Annotated in this window: 22 protein-coding genes; 12 read left to right on the forward strand and 10 right to left on the reverse strand. The window is 56.1% G+C overall.

Features of this window, described 5'->3' with window-relative positions:
• Nucleotides 1-17: 17 nt before the first annotated feature.
• Nucleotides 18-1,208 carry an argininosuccinate synthase gene (locus J3U88_RS32930; protein WP_207863462.1) on the reverse strand — a complete coding sequence of 397 codons (1,191 nt, stop codon included), beginning with the start codon at nt 1,206-1,208 and terminating at the stop codon, nt 18-20.
• A 147-nt stretch (nt 1,209-1,355) separates the two neighbouring features.
• On the opposite strand from J3U88_RS32930, the gene J3U88_RS32935 reads away from it, so the two are divergent.
• From J3U88_RS32935 to J3U88_RS32955, 5 genes are all read left to right on the forward strand, one after another.
• Nucleotides 1,356-1,772 (forward strand): arginine repressor, encoded by a 417-nt coding sequence (locus J3U88_RS32935; RefSeq protein ID WP_207863464.1) that lies wholly within the window; start codon nt 1,356-1,358, stop codon nt 1,770-1,772.
• 241 nt (nt 1,773-2,013) lie between these two features.
• Nucleotides 2,014-2,757, forward strand: coding sequence for a hypothetical protein (locus tag J3U88_RS32940; protein WP_207863466.1), 744 nt, complete (start codon nt 2,014-2,016; stop codon nt 2,755-2,757).
• 351 nt (nt 2,758-3,108) lie between these two features.
• Nucleotides 3,109-3,885, forward strand: a complete 777-nt coding sequence (locus J3U88_RS32945) for an enoyl-CoA hydratase-related protein (RefSeq protein WP_207863468.1) — start codon at nt 3,109-3,111, stop codon at nt 3,883-3,885.
• 1,466 nt (nt 3,886-5,351) lie between these two features.
• Nucleotides 5,352-6,494 carry an ATP-binding protein gene (locus J3U88_RS32950; protein ID WP_207863470.1) on the forward strand — a complete coding sequence of 381 codons (1,143 nt, stop codon included), beginning with the start codon at nt 5,352-5,354 and terminating at the stop codon, nt 6,492-6,494.
• Nucleotides 6,495-6,674: 180 nt separating this feature from the next.
• Complete coding sequence (locus J3U88_RS32955) at nt 6,675-6,872, forward strand: hypothetical protein (protein ID WP_207863472.1); 198 nt, start codon at nt 6,675-6,677, stop codon at nt 6,870-6,872.
• A gap of 489 nt (nt 6,873-7,361) precedes the next feature.
• On the opposite strand, the gene J3U88_RS32960 is transcribed toward J3U88_RS32955, so the two are convergent.
• The 4 genes from J3U88_RS32960 to sctX all read right to left on the reverse strand — a co-directional run bounded on the left by J3U88_RS32960 (nt 7,362) and on the right by sctX (nt 10,782).
• Entirely contained in the window at nt 7,362-7,871 is a 510-nt protein-coding gene (locus J3U88_RS32960) for a hypothetical protein (RefSeq protein ID WP_207863474.1), read from the reverse strand.
• Nucleotides 7,872-7,956: 85 nt separating this feature from the next.
• A complete protein-coding gene (gene sctV / locus J3U88_RS32965) occupies nt 7,957-10,044 on the reverse strand; it encodes a type III secretion system export apparatus subunit SctV (RefSeq protein ID WP_207863475.1) in 2,088 nt (695 codons plus the stop codon).
• Nucleotides 10,037-10,375, reverse strand: coding sequence for a tetratricopeptide repeat protein (locus J3U88_RS32970; protein ID WP_207863476.1), 339 nt, complete (start codon nt 10,373-10,375; stop codon nt 10,037-10,039). The genes sctV and J3U88_RS32970 overlap by 8 nt, the downstream gene beginning before the upstream one ends.
• Before the next feature lie 17 nt (nt 10,376-10,392).
• Nucleotides 10,393-10,782, reverse strand: coding sequence for a type III secretion apparatus assembly protein SctX (sctX, locus tag J3U88_RS32975; RefSeq protein ID WP_207863477.1), 390 nt, complete (start codon nt 10,780-10,782; stop codon nt 10,393-10,395).
• Nucleotides 10,783-11,500: 718 nt separating this feature from the next.
• On the opposite strand from sctX, the gene J3U88_RS32980 reads away from it, so the two are divergent.
• The 6 genes from J3U88_RS32980 to J3U88_RS33005 all read left to right on the forward strand — a co-directional run bounded on the left by J3U88_RS32980 (nt 11,501) and on the right by J3U88_RS33005 (nt 16,283).
• On the forward strand, nt 11,501-12,595 hold the full coding sequence (locus tag J3U88_RS32980) for a DUF1521 domain-containing protein (RefSeq protein WP_207863478.1): 1,095 nt from the start codon (nt 11,501-11,503) through the stop codon (nt 12,593-12,595).
• A 20-nt stretch (nt 12,596-12,615) separates the two neighbouring features.
• On the forward strand, nt 12,616-12,906 hold the full coding sequence (locus tag J3U88_RS32985; protein ID WP_207863479.1) for a hypothetical protein: 291 nt from the start codon (nt 12,616-12,618) through the stop codon (nt 12,904-12,906).
• Between the two features lie 28 nt (nt 12,907-12,934).
• Entirely contained in the window at nt 12,935-13,471 is a 537-nt protein-coding gene (locus tag J3U88_RS32990) for a hypothetical protein (RefSeq protein WP_207863480.1), read from the forward strand.
• A 15-nt stretch (nt 13,472-13,486) separates the two neighbouring features.
• Nucleotides 13,487-13,981, forward strand: coding sequence for a SycD/LcrH family type III secretion system chaperone (locus J3U88_RS32995; protein ID WP_207863481.1), 495 nt, complete (start codon nt 13,487-13,489; stop codon nt 13,979-13,981).
• On the forward strand, nt 13,978-15,087 hold the full coding sequence (gene sctE / locus J3U88_RS33000) for a type III secretion system translocon subunit SseC family protein (RefSeq protein WP_207863482.1): 1,110 nt from the start codon (nt 13,978-13,980) through the stop codon (nt 15,085-15,087). Before J3U88_RS32995 ends, sctE begins: the two co-directional genes overlap by 4 nt.
• A 110-nt stretch (nt 15,088-15,197) precedes the next feature.
• Nucleotides 15,198-16,283 carry a hypothetical protein gene (locus J3U88_RS33005; protein WP_207863483.1) on the forward strand — a complete coding sequence of 362 codons (1,086 nt, stop codon included), beginning with the start codon at nt 15,198-15,200 and terminating at the stop codon, nt 16,281-16,283.
• A 68-nt stretch (nt 16,284-16,351) separates the two neighbouring features.
• Here the strand turns inward: J3U88_RS33005 and J3U88_RS33010 are convergent, their stop codons facing one another.
• From J3U88_RS33010 to J3U88_RS33030, 5 genes are all read right to left on the reverse strand, one after another.
• Nucleotides 16,352-16,759, reverse strand: a complete 408-nt coding sequence (locus J3U88_RS33010) for a CesT family type III secretion system chaperone (protein WP_207863484.1) — start codon at nt 16,757-16,759, stop codon at nt 16,352-16,354.
• A 30-nt stretch (nt 16,760-16,789) separates the two neighbouring features.
• Entirely contained in the window at nt 16,790-17,239 is a 450-nt protein-coding gene (locus J3U88_RS33015; protein WP_207863485.1) for a type III secretion system chaperone, read from the reverse strand.
• Between the two features lie 119 nt (nt 17,240-17,358).
• A complete protein-coding gene (locus tag J3U88_RS33020) occupies nt 17,359-18,081 on the reverse strand; it encodes a hypothetical protein (RefSeq protein ID WP_207863486.1) in 723 nt (240 codons plus the stop codon).
• Nucleotides 18,082-18,499: 418 nt separating this feature from the next.
• Nucleotides 18,500-19,357: an inositol monophosphatase family protein gene (locus tag J3U88_RS33025; protein ID WP_207863487.1), complete on the reverse strand. Its 858-nt coding sequence runs from the start codon at nt 19,355-19,357 to the stop codon at nt 18,500-18,502.
• A gap of 187 nt (nt 19,358-19,544) precedes the next feature.
• Nucleotides 19,545-19,886, reverse strand: coding sequence for a hypothetical protein (locus J3U88_RS33030; RefSeq protein WP_207863488.1), 342 nt, complete (start codon nt 19,884-19,886; stop codon nt 19,545-19,547).
• Nucleotides 19,887-19,978: 92 nt separating this feature from the next.
• On the opposite strand from J3U88_RS33030, the gene J3U88_RS33035 reads away from it, so the two are divergent.
• Nucleotides 19,979-20,554, forward strand: coding sequence for a TetR/AcrR family transcriptional regulator (locus J3U88_RS33035; RefSeq protein WP_207863489.1), 576 nt, complete (start codon nt 19,979-19,981; stop codon nt 20,552-20,554).
• Nucleotides 20,555-21,261: the final 707 nt, after the last annotated feature.

The following is a 21,261-nucleotide window of genomic DNA, read 5'->3' on the forward strand; positions in this document are numbered from 1 at the left end:
TTTACGTGATGATCGGCTTAAGCGACCGGTTGTTGGATGCCAAACTCCGCCGGAACCGAGTAGTTTTGTAGGTGTTGGAAGAACACGAGCGCTTCGCTGTAAGCCGCGTTCCACTGGTCCATGTGGCCAAAGCCGCCCAGCTGATCCGCAAACAGGTTGGGCGAGGCTTCTCGCGAGAGGATGTGGACCGTTGCGCCGGTGACCTTAAGCGCAATGGTTCCCGCCGTTTCCGCGTAAAGGGAATCGGCCGCCGCCTGCATGGCTTTCTGAATGGGATGCTGCCACAGGCCTTGGTACAGCATGCGGCCGTAATCCGTGCCCATTTTGGCCAGATAATCGAGCGTGGGTTTGGCGAACCAACATTGATTCAAAGCCGTGCGGGCTTTGTAGAGCAGGGTCCCCGCCGGGGTGTGGTAAATACCGCGTGATTTGAGTCCGTTGGTGCGGGTCTCCAACAGGTCGAGCCAGCCCAGACCGGTTGGTTCGAGTAAATGGTTGAGCTGGGTGATCAGTTCGGCCAAGGGCAGGTGTTTGCCGTTTAGCGCGACTGGGGTACCTTTTTCCCATTTGAGGGAAACGGTTACCTCGCCGGTTTGGCTCATTTTCTCGGTGAAAAAAGGCGCGGGCGCCTGGCCGAGATCTTCGAGGGTGCCGCCCTCGTAGCTGGTGTGCCACAAGTTGGCGTCTACTGAATAATCGAAGCTTTTGGCGGGAATCGAGACACCGCTCGCCGCCACCATCGCTTGTGCTTCTTCGCGACCGTTGCAGGCCCACTCCCGCCAGGGCGAGATGATCTGGAGACCCGGGGCCAGGATTTTGACGCGCTGCTCAAAACGCAGGTAGTCGTTGCCTTTGCCCGTGGCCCCGTGACAAATGGCGCCGGCGCCGCTTTCCAAGGCCGCCTGCACCAGGGCGTCGGCGATAAAAGGTCGGGCGACCGCGGTCCCCAACAAATAATCTTGCTCGTAAACCGCGCCCAGCTTGAGCATGGGCGCGATGCCCTGTTCGGCCATGGCCGCGCGCTGGTCGACGATGTGAACTTGGTCCGCGCCCAATCGGTAGGCGCGCTCCTCCAGCATGGGGAAATCATCTTCCTGACCGACGTTCACCAAAACGGCGATGACGCGGGTCGCACCGCGTACCTGCTTAAGCCAACCGATTGCCGCGCTGGTATCCAAACCGCCTGAATAGGCCAAAACAACTTTCATACAACCACCTTCCCGAAAATGCAGGGTTTATGCTGGATAAAGCGACATAAAATGTCGAGATCGCTTATTTTATGCGTTTTCATTTAAAATGCAACAGTTAAGAGGCGATACTTGCATTTTTCCTTAAGATTGAGCGAAAATGGCTTCATGCATATTGATGACGCGATCCTTCAGGTAATTGAAAAACAAAGCATCGACACCCAAACCGCCCTGGTGAATGCACTGGCGGAATTGGAGTTCCGGGTAACCCAGCCGCAGCTCTCGCGCCACCTTAAAAAGTTAGGGGTTCGCAAGGTACGTGGTCGTTACGCCGTGGTCGGTGTGCAAGCAGCGGCCAAGTCTCAGCTTGATTTTGTGTTGTCACCGCCCAATATGATTGTCATCAAGACCTTACCGGGCCATGCCAACGCCTTGGCTTATAACTTAGAAATGAATCAGTTCCGCGAGGTTGCGGGAACCGTGGCCGGTGATGATACCGTGTTGGTCGCGCTGCGGGCCGGGTTTGAGCTTGAGGCGACCACGCGCAAGTTGAAAAAGCGTTTGGCCGGGGTTGTCCTTCATTAAGCCGCGTTGTTCACCAAAGGTTCCCCGCGGGAGTTTTGGTGAGAAATGGTGGCGAAGGATTTGGGGTTTTGTGATCCATCATCCTGAGGTTCCGACCCTGCTCGTGTTGAATGGGGTAGGCGGCCCCTTTGATGCTCTGGTTAAGCACAAGCGGGACAGCGGCGTAGCCCAATTGATGTGCCGCCGTTTGGCCGCGGATCGGTTATAATGGCCGAAAAGAATCATTTCGAAGAGGCTTAGGATGACCACGATCTCTTTACTGCTGTGTTTCGCAATCCTTCCGTTCCAGAATGCGGCGCCGGCGCCGCATGACCATCCCTACGAGGTGGTTCTGGTCAATGACAAAGTCCTCAAAATCAAAGAGCCGCCCCTTTTCGACGGGAAAATGGCGCATTTGGTGTTGTTGAATGGGCAGAAATCCACCTTTCCCACCAAAATGATTGACCAGCAAAAGACGCTGGAGCGAAACCGCCGTTTGGCCATTCATCGCCAGGCCGTGCTTTTCCAAAAAGAGCAAGAGGCCGAGGCAGCTGCCGAGAAAGCCGCCGCCGCGCCTGCCGAGCCCGAGCAAGAAGAGGAACGTGGACCCATTGTGTTGACCAGTACCCGCGATTTGCCCAGCACCGCGCAGCGGGACCGTGTTTCGCTTCCCACTTCCGAGACCGGCACCGAAGCTTTGGGCGAAACCAAAGAACGCCGCTTCACCAGCAATGAAGACGCTTATGTGGCCCGTGAGCGCATGACCAAAACCGCCGACGGTTACCGAATCGATGCCGAGGTGAATGTCAACCAACCCTTGGGCGTGAACAACGTACAGGTCAAAATGATCGTGACTTTTGAGAATGAAGAACGCGTCGAGGCTTCCGAACCGCTCGGTGATTTGAAGTACGGCGCTTCAAAAATTGCCAAGTTTAATATTCGCAAAAACGAACCCATTGCCACTGTCAGTTACCAAGTTCGGTATATCACCACGCGCACCCGCTGAGCCGATTCCCGGCCTGTTGTTTCGCGTCGCGGAATGGTAGGCTTTACCGGATCATGAAGGTGTTTTGGGCCGCATCTTTTGAGGCCGCGGTGACGTTTGCCATTGGGTTGTTTGCATGATGCACGGCCTGCCGGCGCGCCTTGGTTCTGCGAAGCGGTTCATTCCCGACCACCTGTTCGGGGTTCGGTGTGGCCGGATGCTGCTTTGTCGGTTCTTGCCCGCATTTCTCACAAGGATTCGTCGCGAGAAGCAGAATTCCTTGTGAGAAATGCGGGCTAGGCCGCGGGCCGCCTTGCCCACCTTGGTGATTGAGTTTGTTCACCTTCTATAAATTAAGGGAGTGCACGCGTTATGGAAACCATTTTGCTCGAGAAAAAAGACCGCCTGGCGCTGGTCACCATTAACCGGCCTAAGGCGCTAAATGCTTTGAACGACCAGGTTTTTTCAGAATTAGAATCCTGCTTCCGTGAAGTGGCCGCTGATGAAGAGGTTGCCGCGGTGGTGGTGACCGGTTCCGGTGAGAAGGCTTTTGTGGCCGGTGCCGACATCAAAGAACTGGCCACCTTGGAACCCTTGGCCGCGCGCCGGTTGGCCGAGCGCGGTCAACGCGTTTTTAATCTGATTGAGAATTGTCCCAAACCCGTCATTGCCGCCGTCAACGGCTTTGCGCTGGGTGGTGGTTGTGAACTGGCCATGGCCTGCCATATGCGGGTTGCTTCCGAAAAAGCCCGTTTTGGCTTGCCCGAGGTGGGTTTGGGTTTAATTCCCGGTTACGCCGGAACCCAGCGATTGCCGCGTCTGGTTGGCAAAGGGATTGCCATGGAATTGGTGCTGACCGGTGAGATGATTTCCGCCGCCCGCGCCCACGAAATCGGCTTGGTGAACCATGTGGTTGCCCCGGAAGCGCTCCATGAAAAAGCCCACGCCATCGCTGCCGCGATCCAAAGCAAAGGGCCTTTGGCCGTGCGCCACGCCATGGAGGCCGTCAACCGCGGTTTCGAAATGAGCCGTGAGGACGGCGAGCGTTTTGAAGCCGCCCTGTTTGGTTTGTTGGCCGGCACCGAGGATACCAAAGAAGGCCTTGCCGCGTTCATTGAGAAGCGGAAGCCGGAATTTAAAGGCCGCTAGCCCGCATTTCTCACGAGGATTCGTCGCGAGAAGCAGAAAGCCTTGTGAGTACGAAGATTACGACCGAGAGACGGCCCAGGCGTAGCAGCTGAGGCGAAGGCGGCTCGACCGAGTAATGCGGAAGGCCGCCCCCTCGTAATCGCATGGGTTGCCCCGTAGCAGAATTCCTTGTGAGAATTGCGGGCTACCCAGGGGTTTGCCGCCAAGAGTCCTTCTGCGAGGGGAACGGCCGATGTCGTTCCTTCGAAAGGCAGGCCCTGTCGTTTCTCCTTCGGGAGGCAAAAAATTTGCCCCGCGGTGTGGCAGATGGTTCCTTCAGAGTATGGGCCGTCACAACCGCGGGGCGCAGTGAAAGCTTGAAGGTGAACGATCTTGGTATTTAGAGAGCTGTGTTCCGACGATTCTAATTACCCGTTCAATCCTTCGCGCTGAGCCTCGGGTAACCACGGCTCTCGCACTTCACAAAACCGTGGTCTAAGGAGAATCATTACAAGGGTTTAAAAACTGTGATACAGGCTTAAAGCAATGAGCGACGCATGGGCGATGCGCAAAATTAGGCGAGGTTGCAAGCGTTGAACCTAAGCGGTGACCCGAAACTTCAGGGGAAGCCCGAATGGTAGATGCAAGCGTGTCAGGCGGCACTTTTCAATCCCTGCTCGCTGGAAAGGTTTGTTTTTCCAGGAACGCGGAATACGTGGTGAGATTCCGGTGTTCAATGATCAAATGGATTCAGGATGGATGGGGAGAATGGCTTGCCTGTACCCGCATAAGTACCCGGCCGCATCCGTCTAGATACAAAATTCCCAAGAAAACAGTTGTTTTTTCAGTCGGTGCGCGGGCAAAAAAATGGGGCGGCGCACTTTTTGGGATCCTGGATTAAATCTTGCTTTGATATATGGGTTCTGTTTCACCAGCCAAACACCCATTCTCGAATGCGAACACCCCCGCCTGCCCGCTACCTGTTTCCGGCCCTACTTTGCGCTGCTTTTCGCCTTTTGGTTGTTCCGGTCCATTATTTATTTGAAAATATATTGTAATCATTTGTAATTAAAGTACTTATGTTGATATTGTGAGCCTGTGAGCCAGAAGTGCCCACGCCGCGGTATCGGTAAAAAATAGGGTGGTAGCAACTGTTTTCACCGGTTGGGCGAATCATGGGAAATCCTTGTCCTTGCGCGATGAACGCATTCCTGGCTGCGAACACCTTTATTTGGAATGGTTCATGCACATCCAGGCCGTGACAGCCGTTCCCGATGGAATCGGGTTGACACAAAAACGGCTCTTTTGCTGCGATATAGGGTAAGGTTATCCTTTGAATCGCTACTCGACGCGTCCTCGCTATGTTCTTTTGACGAGTTTTCGTGTTTCGAATAGGCAAGATAACAACACGAGAGGTTGGATTTCCTACGAACAATGGACATTTTATTGAACGCCGTCCCATCAGTCGCGGCAAGGAAGGGTCATCGATGAGCATGCAGTATTTCAACACCACCGGTCCTATCGACCCCTCGCTTCACTACCACATCCCACCACTTGAGCGCATGAACCTTGACCAGATCATGGGCCACATCCGCCGCGGTAAGTACTTCTCTCTGCATGCACCCCGACAAAGCGGCAAAACAACCTTTCTTCGTGCGCTTCGCGATTTCTTGCACGACATCGGCGAATTTGCGTGTTTGCAACTTAACCTCGGCAACGCGGTTACCCGTCACGCTCATTTAGAACGCGATATTCTGGCGATCCTCGCCACCCTGGCCCGTGAAGCCAAGTTCCAGCTGGGTGATACCTATCCCGACTCGATTTACCACGCGGTCCACCAGCGGGAGACCCCGCAAACCGCGCTTCAGTCTGTGCTGATGTCGTGGACCTCGCGCATGGATCGACCGCTCGTTCTTTTATTGGACGAGGCCGACGCCCTTAAAGACGACACCCTCTATTCGGTGCTCAGCCAGTTGCGGACTGGTTACGAATGGCGCGGTTCGCGTTTCCCCCATGCGGTGCTCCTGTGCGGCGTTGGTGATGTGAGCGCGATGCGACCGGAAGCGGTCGGTGGCCGTCTCGCCGACACCCTGTGTCCCTTTAATGTTTCCGCAACGACCTTGCGGTTGGGGAATTTCTCCAAGGAGCAGGTCGGTCGTCTCTTAGCGCAGCACACCAAACATACGGGCCAAGATTTCCGCCGTGAAACCGTGGAACTGGTCACCGTTTGGACCGGGGGTCAGCCTTGGCTCGTCAACAAAATGGCCGACATCTCCGTTCAACTCGCCGGTAAGCACAAAACCATTACCCCGGAGCACATTGTCTGTGCCCAGGAAGCGATGATCGACAGCCACGATCCCCATTTTCAACATTTCGCGGACCGTCTTTTGGACAACCGCGTGCGTCAAATCGTGGAACGCATTCTGGCCGGCGAAACCCGCTGGGACGCACTACCGCCCGCCGATCTCGATTACGCCTTAAACCTGGGTTTGGTTGTCGACGAGCCCCGGCTCGACATCGCCAACCCCATTTACCGCGAGGTCATTCCCCGCGCCTTGGCCAGGGCGAAAAAACTAGAGCGCCACAAACGCCGCCAAGACGGCGCCACCGTCCTAAAATTCGAACCCTAACCCGCGAACCGCGACGCCGGCTCCCCATAACAACGAACACATGAAAAAACATTGACGTGGCTCGTATGAAAACGGATGCGGGGAAAAACAATGATCCGGTGTACCTAAAAACGGATGCGGGGAAAACAATGATCCGGTGTGCCTAAAAACGGATGCGGGAAAAATAATGATCCGGCGTACATGAAAACGGATGCAGGGAAAAACAATGATCCGGCGTGCATGAAAACGGATGCCGGGAAAAACAATGATCCGGCGTACGTGAAAACGGATGCAGGGAAAAACAATGATCCGGCGTGCATGAAAACGGATGCGGGGAAAAACAATGATCCGGTGTGCCTAAAAACGGATGCGGGAAAAACAATGATCCGGTGTGCCTAAAAACGGATGCGGGAAAAATAATGATCCGGTGTACATGAAAACGGATGCGGGGAAAAACATTGATCCGGCGTACACCGGAGGTGTACGCACACCGCCATTTGGGGACCACCACTCATTTAAAACTGTGAGCCGGCGGCGAACCACGACCGGCAACACTGAAGGTGTTGTGGATTTCAGCCCTGATCAAATGGTTGTGGCACAACCATTTGCTCTGGGTCCCCGGGGGTTCCCGTCATGTAGACGCCGGCGGCGTCGGCATCAGATCAACAAACCGAATCGCACGTTTCATCCAATCGAAAACCCAAAGGGCGTCGGCATCAGATCAACAAACCGAATCGCACGTTTCATCCAATCGAAAACCCAAAGGGCGTCGGCATCAGATCAACAAACCGAATCGAACGTTTCATCCAATCGAAAACCCAAACGCGGCGTCGGCATCAGATCAACGAACCGAACCGCGCGGTGCAGGGCCTTTGGGCGGGGTATGCATCACAAAGCGAACTCGGCCCGAAAAACGGGTGACGCATCGCCTTTGTAGAGTTCATAGGCGAGGGTTCCGTCTTTGATTTCGAAAACCCAAATGTTTTGGTCGGTACCTTGCACCAAATCGCGGGTATAGGCATCAACGACAAAGGACTGTCGGTTTGCTTGGCCGGGATCTTTTGTGTCGCCGCCGTAATCGGTGACCTTATCCAGGCTGCCGTCGGGCATGCGGTGTTCGTGTTTCAGACGGAGACCGGTTTGGGTGCGGGTCAGGATCCAGGTACGGGAGCGATCATCACCAATGGCGAAAGGAATCTCGATCCGTTTGGGTGAACACTTGTGAACTTTGATCTCAAGGGTGCCGGCCAACTGATGGGTGGACTTATTGAGGGCGATTTCGCCCTTGAAGGACTGGCCGCAGCGAGCCTGTAGGGCGTTCCAGAATTGATCTTGAGCGTTGGTCTCGCCCGCGGATAAATGGATTGTAAACAAACAGATGCATAAAAACCGAAACATGGCGAACCTCTCAAAGCAGCGTTGTGATGAGGCCAATGCTAACACAAATTGGCGACCCCGTTTTTAGGGGCCGTCCTCCCGCGGGCTAGAGTTGGATTTGGCCCAAGGGCTGGACGCTGACTTTTGGGGTGAGTTCCTGATAGGACAAGACGGGAAGCGTGGGGAGTTCGTCTTCGATCAGTTTGCGGACGAAGCGACGGATGTCCATCGAGGTCAGCAGCACGGGGCGTTGTTGGCGCAGACTTAGGTCGCCGACGACATGGCGCACCTCCGTGACCACCTCTTTTGAGGTTTTGGGGTCGAGGCTGAGGTAGCTGCCGCCCGAGGTTTGGCGGACCGCCGCGCGAATGGTTTCCTCCAAATCGGGATCGAGCATATAGGCGGCCAGCAAGTTTTGCGGCCCCGCGTATTGGTGGCTGATGTAGCGGCTCATCCCCATGCGCACGTATTCGGTTAGCAGAATGATGTCGCTTTCTTTTTGACCCCACTCGATGAGGCCCTCCATGATCGTGGGCAGGTCGCGAATCGAAAGGCCTTCCGCCACCAAGCGTTGGAAGACGTCCGCGACCCGGGTGGTGGGGATGACGCGCTGGATCTCTTTGACCAAAACATCGTAATCCTCTTCCATTTTGTCGAGCAGGTTTTGCGTTTCTTGTAGCCCAATGAAATCCGAGGCTTGGTCGTGGAGGACCTTGGAAAGGTGGTAGGCCAGAATGCGGGCGTGGTCGTAGACTTGGATTTCGGCCTCGGCCAAAAGGTCGCGGGCGGCGTCGGACACCCACAACGCGGGTAGATCCGGCAAAAAGGGTTCGCCCTGCTCGAAGGGAATGTCGAGCATTTCCAGGTTCTCCGGCTGATCGTTGACCAGGACGTGACCGGGGCGCAGGAAACCCTCGCTGACGGGAATTTCTTTGATGGCGATGCGGTATTGGCCGGACGGCAACCGTTTGCTGAAGCGCAGGTGGATGCCGGGGAAGGGAACGCCCAAGTCCATATAAAGCGCACGCCGGACTTGCATCAGGGTTTCGTTGAGGGCACGGGCATCGACGGATCCTTTCATGCCGCTATCGAGTTCCACCATCAGCGGCAACGAAAACGAGAGTTTGTCGCCCTGTTGGTCGCCCGCGGGGCCGTCTTGGTTGTCATCCTCCATGCCGGGAATGGCCTGATCGGTTTCCTCCGGGTAACATTCCTGGCGCCATAACGTGATACCGACGGCGGTTACCATCCCGCCAAGGACCAAAAATGGGAACTTGGGAAAACCGGGAATGAGGGTGAAGGCGAGCAGGATGGCACCGCCGATGGCCAGCGCTTTCGGTTGTGCCAGTACTTGGGTGCCGATGTCGCCACCGAGGTGGCCGGAGTCGTCGGCGGCAACGCGGGTCACAATCACGCCGGCCGTGATGGAGATGAACAGGGCCGGGATTTGCGAGATCAGGCCGTCGCCGATGGTGAGCACGGCGAAGGTTTGCAGTGCCTCGGTGGCGCCCATGTCCTTTTGCCAGACACCGATGGCGATCCCGGCCAGAATGTTGACCGCCGTAACGATCAAACCGGCGATGGCGTCGCCTTTCACGAATTTCATCGCCCCGTCCATCGCGCCGTAGAGTTGGCTTTCCCGTTCCAGCGACGAGCGCCGTCCCTGCGCTTCTTCCAGTTGGATGGAACCCGCGCGCAAATCGGCGTCAATACTCATTTGTTTGCCGGGCATGGCGTCCAGGGTAAAGCGGGCGCCCACCTCGGCCACCCGTTCCGCGCCCTTGGCGATGACCAGGAATTGGACGATGGTAATGATCAAAAAGATGACCGCACCGACCACAAAGTTACCGCCGACAACCAGGTTCCCGAAGGTGTCGATGATGTCACCGGCGTAGGCGTAAAGCAGAATTTGGCGGGTGGTGGTGATGTTGAGTGCCAGCCGGAAGAGGGTGGTGAACAGGAGCAGGGTAGGGAAGGTCGAAAGCGAGAGGGCCGAGGGGATGTAAAGCGAAAGCATCAGCAGCGAAACCGCGATGCCGAGGTTGGTCGCGATCAGCCCGTCGACCAGAACCGTGGGCAAGGGCAGCACCATCAAGGAGATGATGGCGACAACCAGAAAAGCAAGGAAGAGGTCGTTGTATCGGGAGGCCCCCATGATGAGGGATTTGGCGCGGGGGAAGACGGCACTAACCATGGTATTGTTTCCTTTTCTCACATAAAATTCGCGCCACATAGCGGCTTTGCTGCACCTCGCCCAGATGATAAAGGGCTCTGGTTTTGACGTAATAAGCAACGATTTGCAGCGGTAGGTCGAGGGCGTTGCGGGTGTATCGGCGCGCCAAACTCAAGGCATCGTGGTAAGCACCGCGCCGCAAATGGGTGAAGGCCAGGGCGAGGGCTGTTTGAGGATGGTCCGGTTGGAGCATCAGCAGCAGGGCCCAAAGGGTGGCCGCGCGGTCGCATTGGTTGTTGCGTAAATAAAATTGAGCCAGAAGGTTGAGGTAATCTATTTGATACGGCTGCATGCTTGCCTCTTTCGAATTCAGACTTCGCGCAGGGCGAGGCGGTAGGCGTCGAGGATGTCGCGGTCGGCGACCTCGTCGTTGAGCAGGTTAAGGGCCGCGTCTAATACGGCGCGCGCTTCTTCTGTTTCGGGGTTCAACTGAGCCAGCGCGTCACGGGTCCCGGCGGCGGCTTCGCTGTAGAAACCCGGCATCAACAGGCGTTTATCGCGCAGCCGTTGATCCAAGTGCTGCACCATTTCACTGTTGAGCGAGGTGTCGGGGAAAAGGTGTTGCAGCGAGGCCTGTTTGCCCGTTTCGGCCGGAAGGCTGGGGCCGCGATGGGTTTCATCGGCGGCGGGAATCACCGGACGTCGGTCGTAAAAAACACGTTCAATGCCGCGGAACGGAGAGGTCTCGTTGCGAATCATGCTTGGCTCCGGGTTATTTATAGGAATAAAGGGCGTGGGCTCGTGCCGGTAAGCGGCGGAAAGAAACCCATCTGTTCCCTTACACGCGCCCCCCGCGCGACCTGATCGAAAAAAAATGAGCGGCCTGTGTTTTCCCTTGGTTCGTGGGTGGTTGTGGATCTAGCCCGCATTTCTCACAAGGTGTTCTGCCGCGGGGCAACCCATGCGATTACTTTGTTTACTCAGTCGAGCAAGACGCGACGTAGCGCTGCTTCGCCGAATGGTCGGCCCCGCGAATGGTCGGCCCCGCGAATGGTCGGCCCCGCGAATGGTCGGCCCCGCAAATGGTCGGCCCCGCTCCATTTGCGTTTGGTCGTAACCTTCGTATGCATCAGGCTTTCAGCTTCTTGCGACGAATCCTTGTGAGAAATGCGGGCCTACGGAAATGCCGCCCGGCTTGTTTTCTGCGAAAAAACGACCTTTTTTAAAGTTTTTTCGATCACCGCCTCACCCGGTCGCGTGTAGCTGGTAGAGGAGCTAACCCACATGGTTCGCCAAAGCTTGTCGCGCGGGTTCGTCACGGTCCCGCCCCGTGCCCCTTCGGTCCGGGTCTTCGGCAGGATTTGGTGAGCCATGTGGGTTGAAGGTGCGTTGTCCTAAACGGCGTCACCGGCGCCCACTATTCGCGCCTCCATCTCCTTTGCTTATTCCCTATGACATCACCAAAGGAGGAACCCCTATGTCGGGTATCAATCCGAATGCCGCGCCAAGCCAAGGCATTCAAGCGAGCAACGGTCTGTTCAGACAAAACGGCCAAACCAAAACCCTGCAAGCCCTTTACATGCAAACCATGCTGCAAGCACAGGGTTTGTTGGACCAAGGTATTGCCGGCCAACTCGAATCCATCGACCAACAAAACAAGGAAAGCCAACGTCACTTGGATTTCATGACGCGCGCCACGCAAAACAAACTCGACGCGCGTTCGCGAACCAATGAGTACAATTTCCACCAATCCGGCGACAACCAAATCTACGTCGACAACGACAACTACCGCATCACCTTCAATGAGAACCGCAGTGAGTTTCGCATTGAAGAGCGTCAGCCCAACGGCGAATACCAGCAGATCACCCGCGTTTGGGGCGACCCGCACGTGGACGAGGGCGGCGAGCATCGCTCTTGGATGTTCGTGGACAACACCACCTTCGAACTGCCCAGCAAAACGCCCGGCGGCGAACCGCTGCGCATTACCGTTGACACCATTCCCCATGCCAACACCGGCGAAACCCTGTCCAACGACTTGACCATCACCCAAGGTGACAGTGCCTTTCTGGTCAAAGACTTGGCCCGCGGCGGCGACGGCATGACCATCGCGCAAAGCAACAACGGTCGCGAATTGGACGCCACGACCGCCGACGGTCAGCGCGTGCGCTGGGCCGGTGCGCTTCATTGGGTTGCGGAAGACGGTCAGTCGATTGACCAACGCGGTCACGAAGAGCGTTTGGAACATGGCAACCACCATTCCCACACCTTGGATACCGAAATCGACCGTACCAAACAAACCGAGGTTACCGACGCGGACCGTCAATTCCTCAACAGCATCGGCATCGACCCGGCCGACTACGATAGCGACGGCAACGGCAATTTGTCCGCCGAGCAGTGGTCCGCGGTTCACGAGGCGGTTGAGAAGAAGTTGGAAGGCATGAACAGCATGAGCCAAACGCAAATGCTCAAGCTGAACTCACTGATGACCAACCGTTCTAATTTCAGCGGCTTGTTGACCGGTGCTTTGTCCAAAATCGACCAAGACCTGCGCAACATTCAACAGAAATTCTAAAACTGATAAGGAAGTGAACCGTGTCTGAAAAATCATCACCCAGCGACGTTGCAAAACAATTCATGCGCGATTACAGCCGTGTGCGCAAGCAAGCGGTGGCCATGCTCGAAGAACGCGACCAGTTGCTGGCTAAATTCGGGATGGACCGTGAAGAGATCGACCGAGTTGTGGCGGAAGCCAACTTTAGTCCCGAGGTCGTCGCCCAAGTGCGGCGCGATGTGGAACAACAATTGGCGCAAGCCGAGGCAAAGACGCGGGTGACGCAGGATCCGAACAGACGCGTATCCCGTCACTTCCGCAAAATGGCTTAATCCAAGCCAACGATCCTAAGGAGAAATCATGGAAATCGCAAACGCCGGCCAGGCAATTAAACCGGAGAACGGTCGCTTTACCTATGAAGGCAGCGCCATGTCTTTGGACATGCTGGTCATGATGCTGGAAATGGAAACCGTTTCCATCCTCGACAACCAAATTGCCAGTCGTTTGGAAGAGATTGACCGTCGCAACAAACGCGTTGAGAAGGTCAACCGCGGCATGGCTTTCGCCAAGCAAGCCCGTACCGACGTCAAAAACAAAGACGGCGACAACCCCAAAACCAACAATTCCAAGTGGAACGATTTTGTGGCGGACCTCCGCGAGGACCCGGAACTCAGAGGTTTGGCCAACGACCTCAAAACCGGCAACCTGTCTGAAGCCGATTGGGAAGCCAACGTCACCCATCTGGAAAACTACATTTCCGGTCAAAACAACATCTCGCAACAGGACATGCTGAAACTGCAAACCCTGATGACCAACCGCGGGCACGCCTTCAACTTGGCGACCAACACCCTCAGCAAGGTTAGCGAGACCAAACGCAACATTCTGAGCAAATTCTAGAGGAGATAGCCTGAGATGAAAGCCGAAACGAGTGATATGGATGTTCTACGCGATACCTTGGAAGCCTTCCTGACCGGTCAAGTCAGTGTGGCCGAACTGCGTGGTTTGAGTGAAGAAAGCATGGAAGCCGTCTACGGGGTGGCTTACACGCTGTACAGCAACGGCCAATACGCGCAAGCCGCCAAGGTGTTCCAGTTCCTGTGCATTTACGACCATTTAGAAGGGAAATATCCTTTGGGTTGGGGTGCCAGCCTGTTTATGCAGGGCGAGTACGCACAAGCACTCCAGGCTTTTGCACAGGCGGCCGTCCTCAACATCGACAACCCCGAAATTCACCTCAAAGCCGGTGAATGCAACCTCAAGTTGGGTGAACTGGAAGCCGCCGAAATGGCGCTGGAAGCCGCCGTCTTCTACGCGGAAAAAGACGCGACCTATGCCGTGATCTTGAAACGCGCCAAGCTGCTGCTGTCCGCCACCCGACGTAAACATCAAAAAAAGGAAGCTGTATGACAGTCACCAACGCGGGCGCCCTCGGTGCGCCGCCGATGATGGGTGCCGGTCCCGCCGACATCCAGAACCTGGCCGGCCTGTTGCAACAGGCCAAAGAGCTCATGACCCAAATGCCGGAAGAGGGTGGCGACACCCCCGTCAACCTCCCCGCCGCCAACGGCATGATGACCTTACCCAAACCCGCCGGCGGGACCCAAGGTCTCAACCACCAAGCCGCGCTTGAACTGCTCGAGGGCGTCAGCATTCAGCTGGGCAACCTCCAGGTTGAAAGCGGCATGGACTCGCTCAAAGAAATGCAACGCGAGGGCAAGCTGGCCTCCGAACGCAAACTCGAAAAAATTGCCGAAATGGTCAAAAAGATCGAGGAAGCCAAAAAGGCCGCCAAACGCAACAAGATCTTCGGCTGGATCGGCGCCGTCGCCGGCTTGGCACTGGGCGTTTTGACCGCCAACCCGCTGATTATCGCCGGCTCCGTCGCCATGATCAGTGTGATGGCCACCAAGGAACTCGGTGGTTTTGACGCCTTGAAAAAAGCGATGGGTCCCGAATCCTACAAAGCGCTGATGGGTACCGTTGCGGCCGTCGGGGTCTTTGTTCCGGGAATGGCCCCCGCCGCGCTGATGCTCGCGCAGGAATCCGGCCTGATGGAAGATCTGCAAAAAGTTTTGGCCGAAAAACTCGGTGACAAAGCCGCCATGGGGATTGTGATTGGTTTGACCGTGGCCGTGATGCTCACCAACATGGGTGCCGCCGCCAAACTGGGTGCGACCAGTTCCGTCCAAAGCCACTTCCCCAAGCTGGTCCAACTCGCCGACGACATGGCGACGCCCGCGACCATCGTGGGGACCAGTGCCGCCATGGCCGGCAGCACCCTCGGCAGCGGGATCAGCGGCATGCAGGCCGGCTTGATGAACGCTGACGCCGTAACCGCCCAAGCCCGCGCCACCGAGTTCGAGGCCCTCAAAGAATCATTACAAGAAGATTGGCAATCAACCTTTGATCATGTGAAAGCCGTGGTGGAGAACACCCAGCAGGCGTCGGAGATCATCACCGACACCATTCAACAGGATCAATCGATGATGTCCAAAACCGTCAACATGGCTTAACACGGTTTCTTCTGAACCCTAACCGGCGAGGCCACCGTCTCGCCGTTACCGGTTTTCGGCCTGTCGTTGGTGACGGGTGCGAAACCGGATTTTATGATTGAGGGAAAATCATGACTACCATTGGTCACATTGGCAACGGCGGTGTGTACAACACCCCGGGGTCGAGCTCGATTGAGGGCGGTGCCGCGATGAACCGCGTCGCCCAGCAACAAGTCCTGTCCGCCAAAGAAGGCGAAGGCGGGGTTCAATTCGGTAAAACGGAAGATTCCATGTTCCTGCCCCCGCCCAAAATGGGCGGCATACAGGAGCAGCACATTGCCGAATTTAGCTACGATAAAGTGGTTTCCAGTCCCACCGCGATGATTGAAGCGCTCGGCTTGGTCATGAGCGACATGGCGATTGAAATGCGCAAGCAACAGAAACAAGACATGATCGGGCACATGAAAGAACGCCTGGCCGCGCTGGATAAGAAGAAAGAAGAGCAGCTTGCCAAGGCGAGTGACCTCAAATTCGGCGCGATCCTGTCGGGTGCGGTCAACATTGGTGCCGCCGCGATGATGGGTTTTGCGGCGCGCGGCGCGGGCAAATCCAATGCGTCACCGAAAGCCACCGCACCCAAGGTTCCCACCGCTTCCGCCGCCAAGAAAATGGAAACCGGCCTGCCCGGCGGTAGCAAACCGATGGCGCCGGGTTCCAAGGCCGGCGTGAAAGATGCCGCGAAAAACCTGAATGGCGATCCCAAATCCTTGAATCAGCCCGCGGCGACCACGCCCAAGGCCGATCCCAAGCCGATGGAGGCCGCCAAAGCCGCACAGCCCAAGGATGGTCCTAAGAAATCCGAGGCCGACGCCGCCGCGGCCGGCAAAACCAAAAAAGACCAACCCCAGGTCAACGAAACCGACAAGGCCAACCGCATGGCCGAAGCCCAAAACAGCATGATGAAGTTTCAGGCGATGTCGATGGCGATGCAAGGCATGGCCGGTGCCGGCGACGGGTTCTTCCAAGCCGAGGCCGCCGTACACGACGCGATGATTACCGGCCATGAAAAGCTGGAAACCACCGCCGAAACCAAATTCCAAAAAGCCAAAGGTTTGGCGGAAGAGTACCAGTCCTTACACCAGGAAGTGCTCAGTACCATGAAAGACTTGCTCAGTCAGCAACGAAGCATTGGTGAGGCGATTAACTCCAAGGCTTAAACCGTCTTAACATCTCGTTTTTAACGGCTGAAGGTGTGGTGAGAACCGCACCTTCAGCTTTTTTGGTTTTAAGAGGTGGTGGCTGTCTGGGCTTCATGTAGCGCGGTGGCGATAAAAGCCGCGCGCGTTTCGAATTCGGCGAGCAACACCGCGAAGCTGTCCGCGTTGTAGTCTTCCACCATCAGCGTATGGCACAGGCTGATTTCCCCGTGTTCCTCGTCGAGTGCCAAGGCCGCGCCGGCCAGAACGTGCTGGTTGCTGTTAATGCGCAACACCCGTGCATAAAACCGGTTGCGTTGCGAGGCGGGCAGGGTCACGATGGGCGTCATTAACCGAAAAATACCGTCGGCCGGGTCCACTTCCAGCAAGAATTCGCGTCCTGACTCGGCCGCCAAGCCACAACACCCGTGTTCATCCAGGCTCAAATCGCCCAAGCCGGCGAGCCATTCATTGACCGTGCTGGTTTCTTCAGCCATGGTTCCTCCTAACAAAAATAAAAAAAGGGTTTAGGCGAATTGCGTCATGGTGGGGAACGAACCCGTCGAGGGCGTGTTGCGTTCCTTTACCTGGCGGGCAAATTCTTCCAATGCCACGATGAAGTTGGCAACCACCGTGGCGAAGGTGTGTTCGTTCACGCAGCGAATCGGTTCCGCGTAACACAGCTCAAGGCGATAGCGTTCGTCGAGGGCCAAGGTAAACCCGCCGCTGGCCAACTGGAACAGGTTGGTGCGCAACGCCCAAGCGTAGTCCTTGGCTTTAAAGGTGTTGGGTGGGGTGATCGCCGCGCGAATGAAGTACATGGGTCCATCAGCGCCTTCGCTCTCTTGCGGGACCTCAAACACAATGGCGTAGGTATCGTAGGCCATGGCGGCCATGCCGTTGCGGTTAAAGGTAACCGGGGCGAAGGGTCGCAACCAATCGGTGAGGGTGGCGACGGCTTGTTCGTGGGTCATCATGGTGGGCTCCTCCTGGACACGCTTTGCGTGTACGCTTTTAGGCATTCGCTTTGCGCGTGGTTTTCCGGCACACGCCTTGTGATCGGGCGAGCGGCGCGGGCGGCAAAACCGCCGGGCCTTTAGTCGCCAAGCAACTTTTTGAGGACCTCTTGGGCCGTTTCCATGAACCCTTTTTGTGGTTCAACCGTGTAGAAGGGACCTTTGGGCATCGAATCTAACCCGCCGCTCATGTTCTCTTCCAGCTCAACGCGGTTGAGGGACATCACCGAATCAACCGGTTCGAGGCGAAACACCAGATGTTCCAAACCGGCCTCGCGCAAATCGCTCAGGCTGATGTCTTCTACATCCTTGTCCAGTTTTTTGGCGAGTTGTTCCACCGCCTGCTGGGTTTTGGGGTTTTGGGTGTGGTCGCCGTCGAAGATCAGGAAGTGGTCCTCGCCGTTGTGGTGCACGATATCGACCAGGGCCACCGAGTGGTTGTTGGGGCCGTAGACGGAACCGCTGTCGGCGATGCCGTCGAGGCGCACGCCGACCGGCTGCCCTTGGGAAAACTTTCCTTTGAGGTCGTCGACCGAAAGGAATTGGTCTTCCTTGAGCGACATTTTTTCCATACCGCTGTTGCTTTTGATGAAGCTTTGGATGTTGAGGTGGCACAGATTCATCGGTTGCATGTTACCGCTGAGGTGTTTGTCGCCCACGAACTTGGCGTGTTGCATCGTGCTAATGCCGCGCAGGTGGGAGGATTTGGTTTGGTGAAGTGACGACGGTTTCATGCCGCCGACTTTGGGAAGGTTCTTCATGGTGGACGAAAAGATTCGGCCCATGCCTCGGATACCCGACATATACCTACTCCTTGAATGAGGAAGACGACCATGACCGCAAAAAGGGTTGCCGCGCGGCGGGCAAAAAACCATGCCACGTTGTGGTTCGTTGAGGTTCTGCACCTTCACCCATGCTAACAAAAGTCAGCGCATGAGCGAAAGTATTGGTGTGTTGCGAGAAAACGGGAAGCGGGCACTTCTCGTTGCCGTAACCCGGTTCTTCGCAAACACACCCGATCAGGAAAACCAAAAGCGAATCGGGGCTGGTAAAGGAAAGAGACGCGAACCCAAAGGTTGTCGTCGGTCGCCGATGATGAAATCGGTTACGGCACTTGAAATGCTCCCCGATGTGGGCGTTTTTGTCAAGGGTGAGATTGTAAGTTGCTTTAAATCGTGCGGTTGGCGTAGGTGATGTTGCTTGTCGGGAAACCGGGTTGGCTTACTTAGCGTGAATGGAAGCCTCATTGAGGCCTGCAACCAACGATGGATGACAAACGAGCAGCAGCGCATTCATGGTGTAGGTTTCGAGTTTTAGATCGAACGCGAAGGGTGTGAACATCTGATTCTCCAAACGGTAGAATCCATAACCCAATTGCCGCGCGAGGCCGATGACCGGCACGTGGTCCCAGGGCGTGTAGTATTTCATGTGAATGAACAGCGCGTGGGTTTCGCCTTTGAAAAGTTTGGTGAAGTTGATGCCGATGCTGCCCGACTCAATAAAAACCTTTGTGAATGTGTCCCGAATCGAAAGGAAATCAAAGCCCGGGATGCGGTAGGGGTCCTCGCGAAACAGAATGGCCGAATGGCGGTGCTTCTCGTCGGGATTGAAGGGAACCAGCGGAAAGGGGAAATCAAAGTCGATCAGTCGATGGGTGTTGGGTGAGCCGGGGCGAAAGTAGAAGATTTCCTTGGTCCAAACATCGCCGATAAAGGCTGAAACGACACGGTTTTCAAACAACACGCCAATCATGACGGCGACATTACCTGATTCTTGGCGCACAAAGGCTTTGGTTCCATCGAGTGGATCAATGGTGAAGGTGACCCCGTTGTTGCTGGGAATGAAGAGGTTTTCCTCGCCCACGATGCCCGCCTCGGGGAAACGTTCTTGCAGGCCGCCGGCCACAATTTCTTGCGCCAACAAATCAGCGTCGGTTAAGAGGTCGGCAGTTTTCCGCGGGTTGGCTTTGCTTTTCGCTTCGAAATGGAAACGTTTTGCACGAATCGCTTCGATGGCGCGGCGGACCAATTCTTGGACGCTGTCTTTAAGCTGATGGGTGTTGTACGGAAAGGAATTCATGCCAATGCCTTCGTCTTATAGCCGCCATGTTTGCTGCATGATCCGGTGAATCTGTGAACGAGCATAGGAACACGTGGAAATCCTGTCAATGGGGCTATCAGGAGAAATTGCGACCTCACACCACATAGGGTGGGCGCTGCCACGTTAGTCGGGCTCGCGGCGGCACCGGCTGATTCCTCTCATCGGCTCATTGGGCCGGTTTCGCTGGTGCCGGTCGGAACAGAACATACAGAAGGGGGCCGAACGAACCCGCGGCCAGGGTCAGGAGCAACCAAGGCCAGAAACGCCGTCCCTGTTTCTTGGCGTCGAACCACATCCAAACCAGCACCATCGCCAGCGCGATGACCAAATCCGTTAGTACCTGACCCGCGCCCCAACTTTGAAAGTGGGGCGCAATGATTCCCCAGTAGCCGTGGAACCACAGCGCGGGTAGGGTGACGGCTATGAGCAGAATCGTCGCACCGAGGGCTGCCGGTTTGGCTTGAGTAAATCCCTGCTGTTCAATGGTTTGAATGGGCTCTGTTGGCATAAAAGCCTCCCTTGGGTATGATTGTGTAGCGGTTGCTACAAAAATTAATGTAGTGCCCGCTACATAAATTGGCAAGCGAAAAGGTGGCGACCATGAAAAAAACCGAAAAGAAGCGGCGTGAGCTCATTGAAAAGTTAGCCGCCTATTTGCTTGCCAACGGCCTGCAGCAAAGCAGCTTACGGCGACTCGCCGCCGCCATTGGCACCAGCGACCGCATGTTGCTTCACTACTTCACCAATAAGGAAGATTTGATGAACGCGGCTTTGTCCGCGCTTGCCACGCAACTCGAGGACATCCTTACCAACACCCGAGCCGAACCCATGCCGTTCGAGGTCCTGGTGCCGCACCTTGCCGCCTTTGTCGCCGATCCTAGGATTCAGCCGTTTACCCGGCTTTGGCTCGAAATTACCGCGCGGGCTTCAGCCGGCGAGACCACCATGACAACGGTTGCAAGCGAGATCATGACGAGTTTCTACCAGTGGGTCAGCAACAACCTTCGCGTTGAAGACCCCGCCTTTCGCGAGCCGCTTGCCGGTTTGGCATTGGCGACGGTTGAAGGGTGCGTTTTGTTGGAAGCGGTGGGTGGCGAAACCAAGATCAAAAGTGCCATGGCGGGTTTGGCCTTGCTAACCAAGGGCACACTTTCTGAACCCGAGCAACTTGGCTAATTTTTTTGGACTCCGTGTGAAAAGAGCGAAACGGAACCTTTGATTGCGCTGAGCGGAAAAGTTGGCACCGCGCGGGACTTCTGCTTGCGGTCCACGGCGTTTTGAATGTACGTGCCCGATCATGTAAGCGAATGGGCCAAGTTGCCTAAATTAAATTGTTTGCAGAAGACTGGCACCGCATGTGTTTTGTGAGATCGGTTCATCCCCGGGCGTCCAGGGAACAGGGCAGCACCCTTGGACACGGGACCGGCATAAAAGGTTCATCCCCGGGCGTCTGGGGAACAGATCCCGCCAGAAACCGGCCAACCCTTCCACGACGGTTCATCCCCAGGCGTGCGGGGAACAGCGCGTGGTTGTGGCGCGTGACCTCTATTGCGGCGGTTCATCCCCGGGCGTCTGGGGAACAGTTCCAGCCGTTTAAGAATGCCCTTTGATACAACCGTTCATCCCCGGACGTCCGGGGAACAGCCCGGTGCCGAGTGGCAGGCGATGACACCTGTCGGTTCATCCCCGGGCGTCCGGGGAACAGGGCTCAAGTCACAATCGAGAGGCGAATTAAAGCGGTTCATCCCCGGGCGTCTGGTAACGCTAAGCTAAAAGGGACCCACCAAAAGGGGTAACGACAAACGAAAAGGGACCCACGCTAACCGAAAATCTGCTTTCTTTGGCATATCGGAAAAAAGCTGAAGGAGGCAGATCTGGAGTGA

This window comes from Acanthopleuribacter pedis (assembly GCF_017377855.1).
GTDB lineage: Bacteria > Acidobacteriota > Holophagae > Acanthopleuribacterales > Acanthopleuribacteraceae > Acanthopleuribacter > Acanthopleuribacter pedis.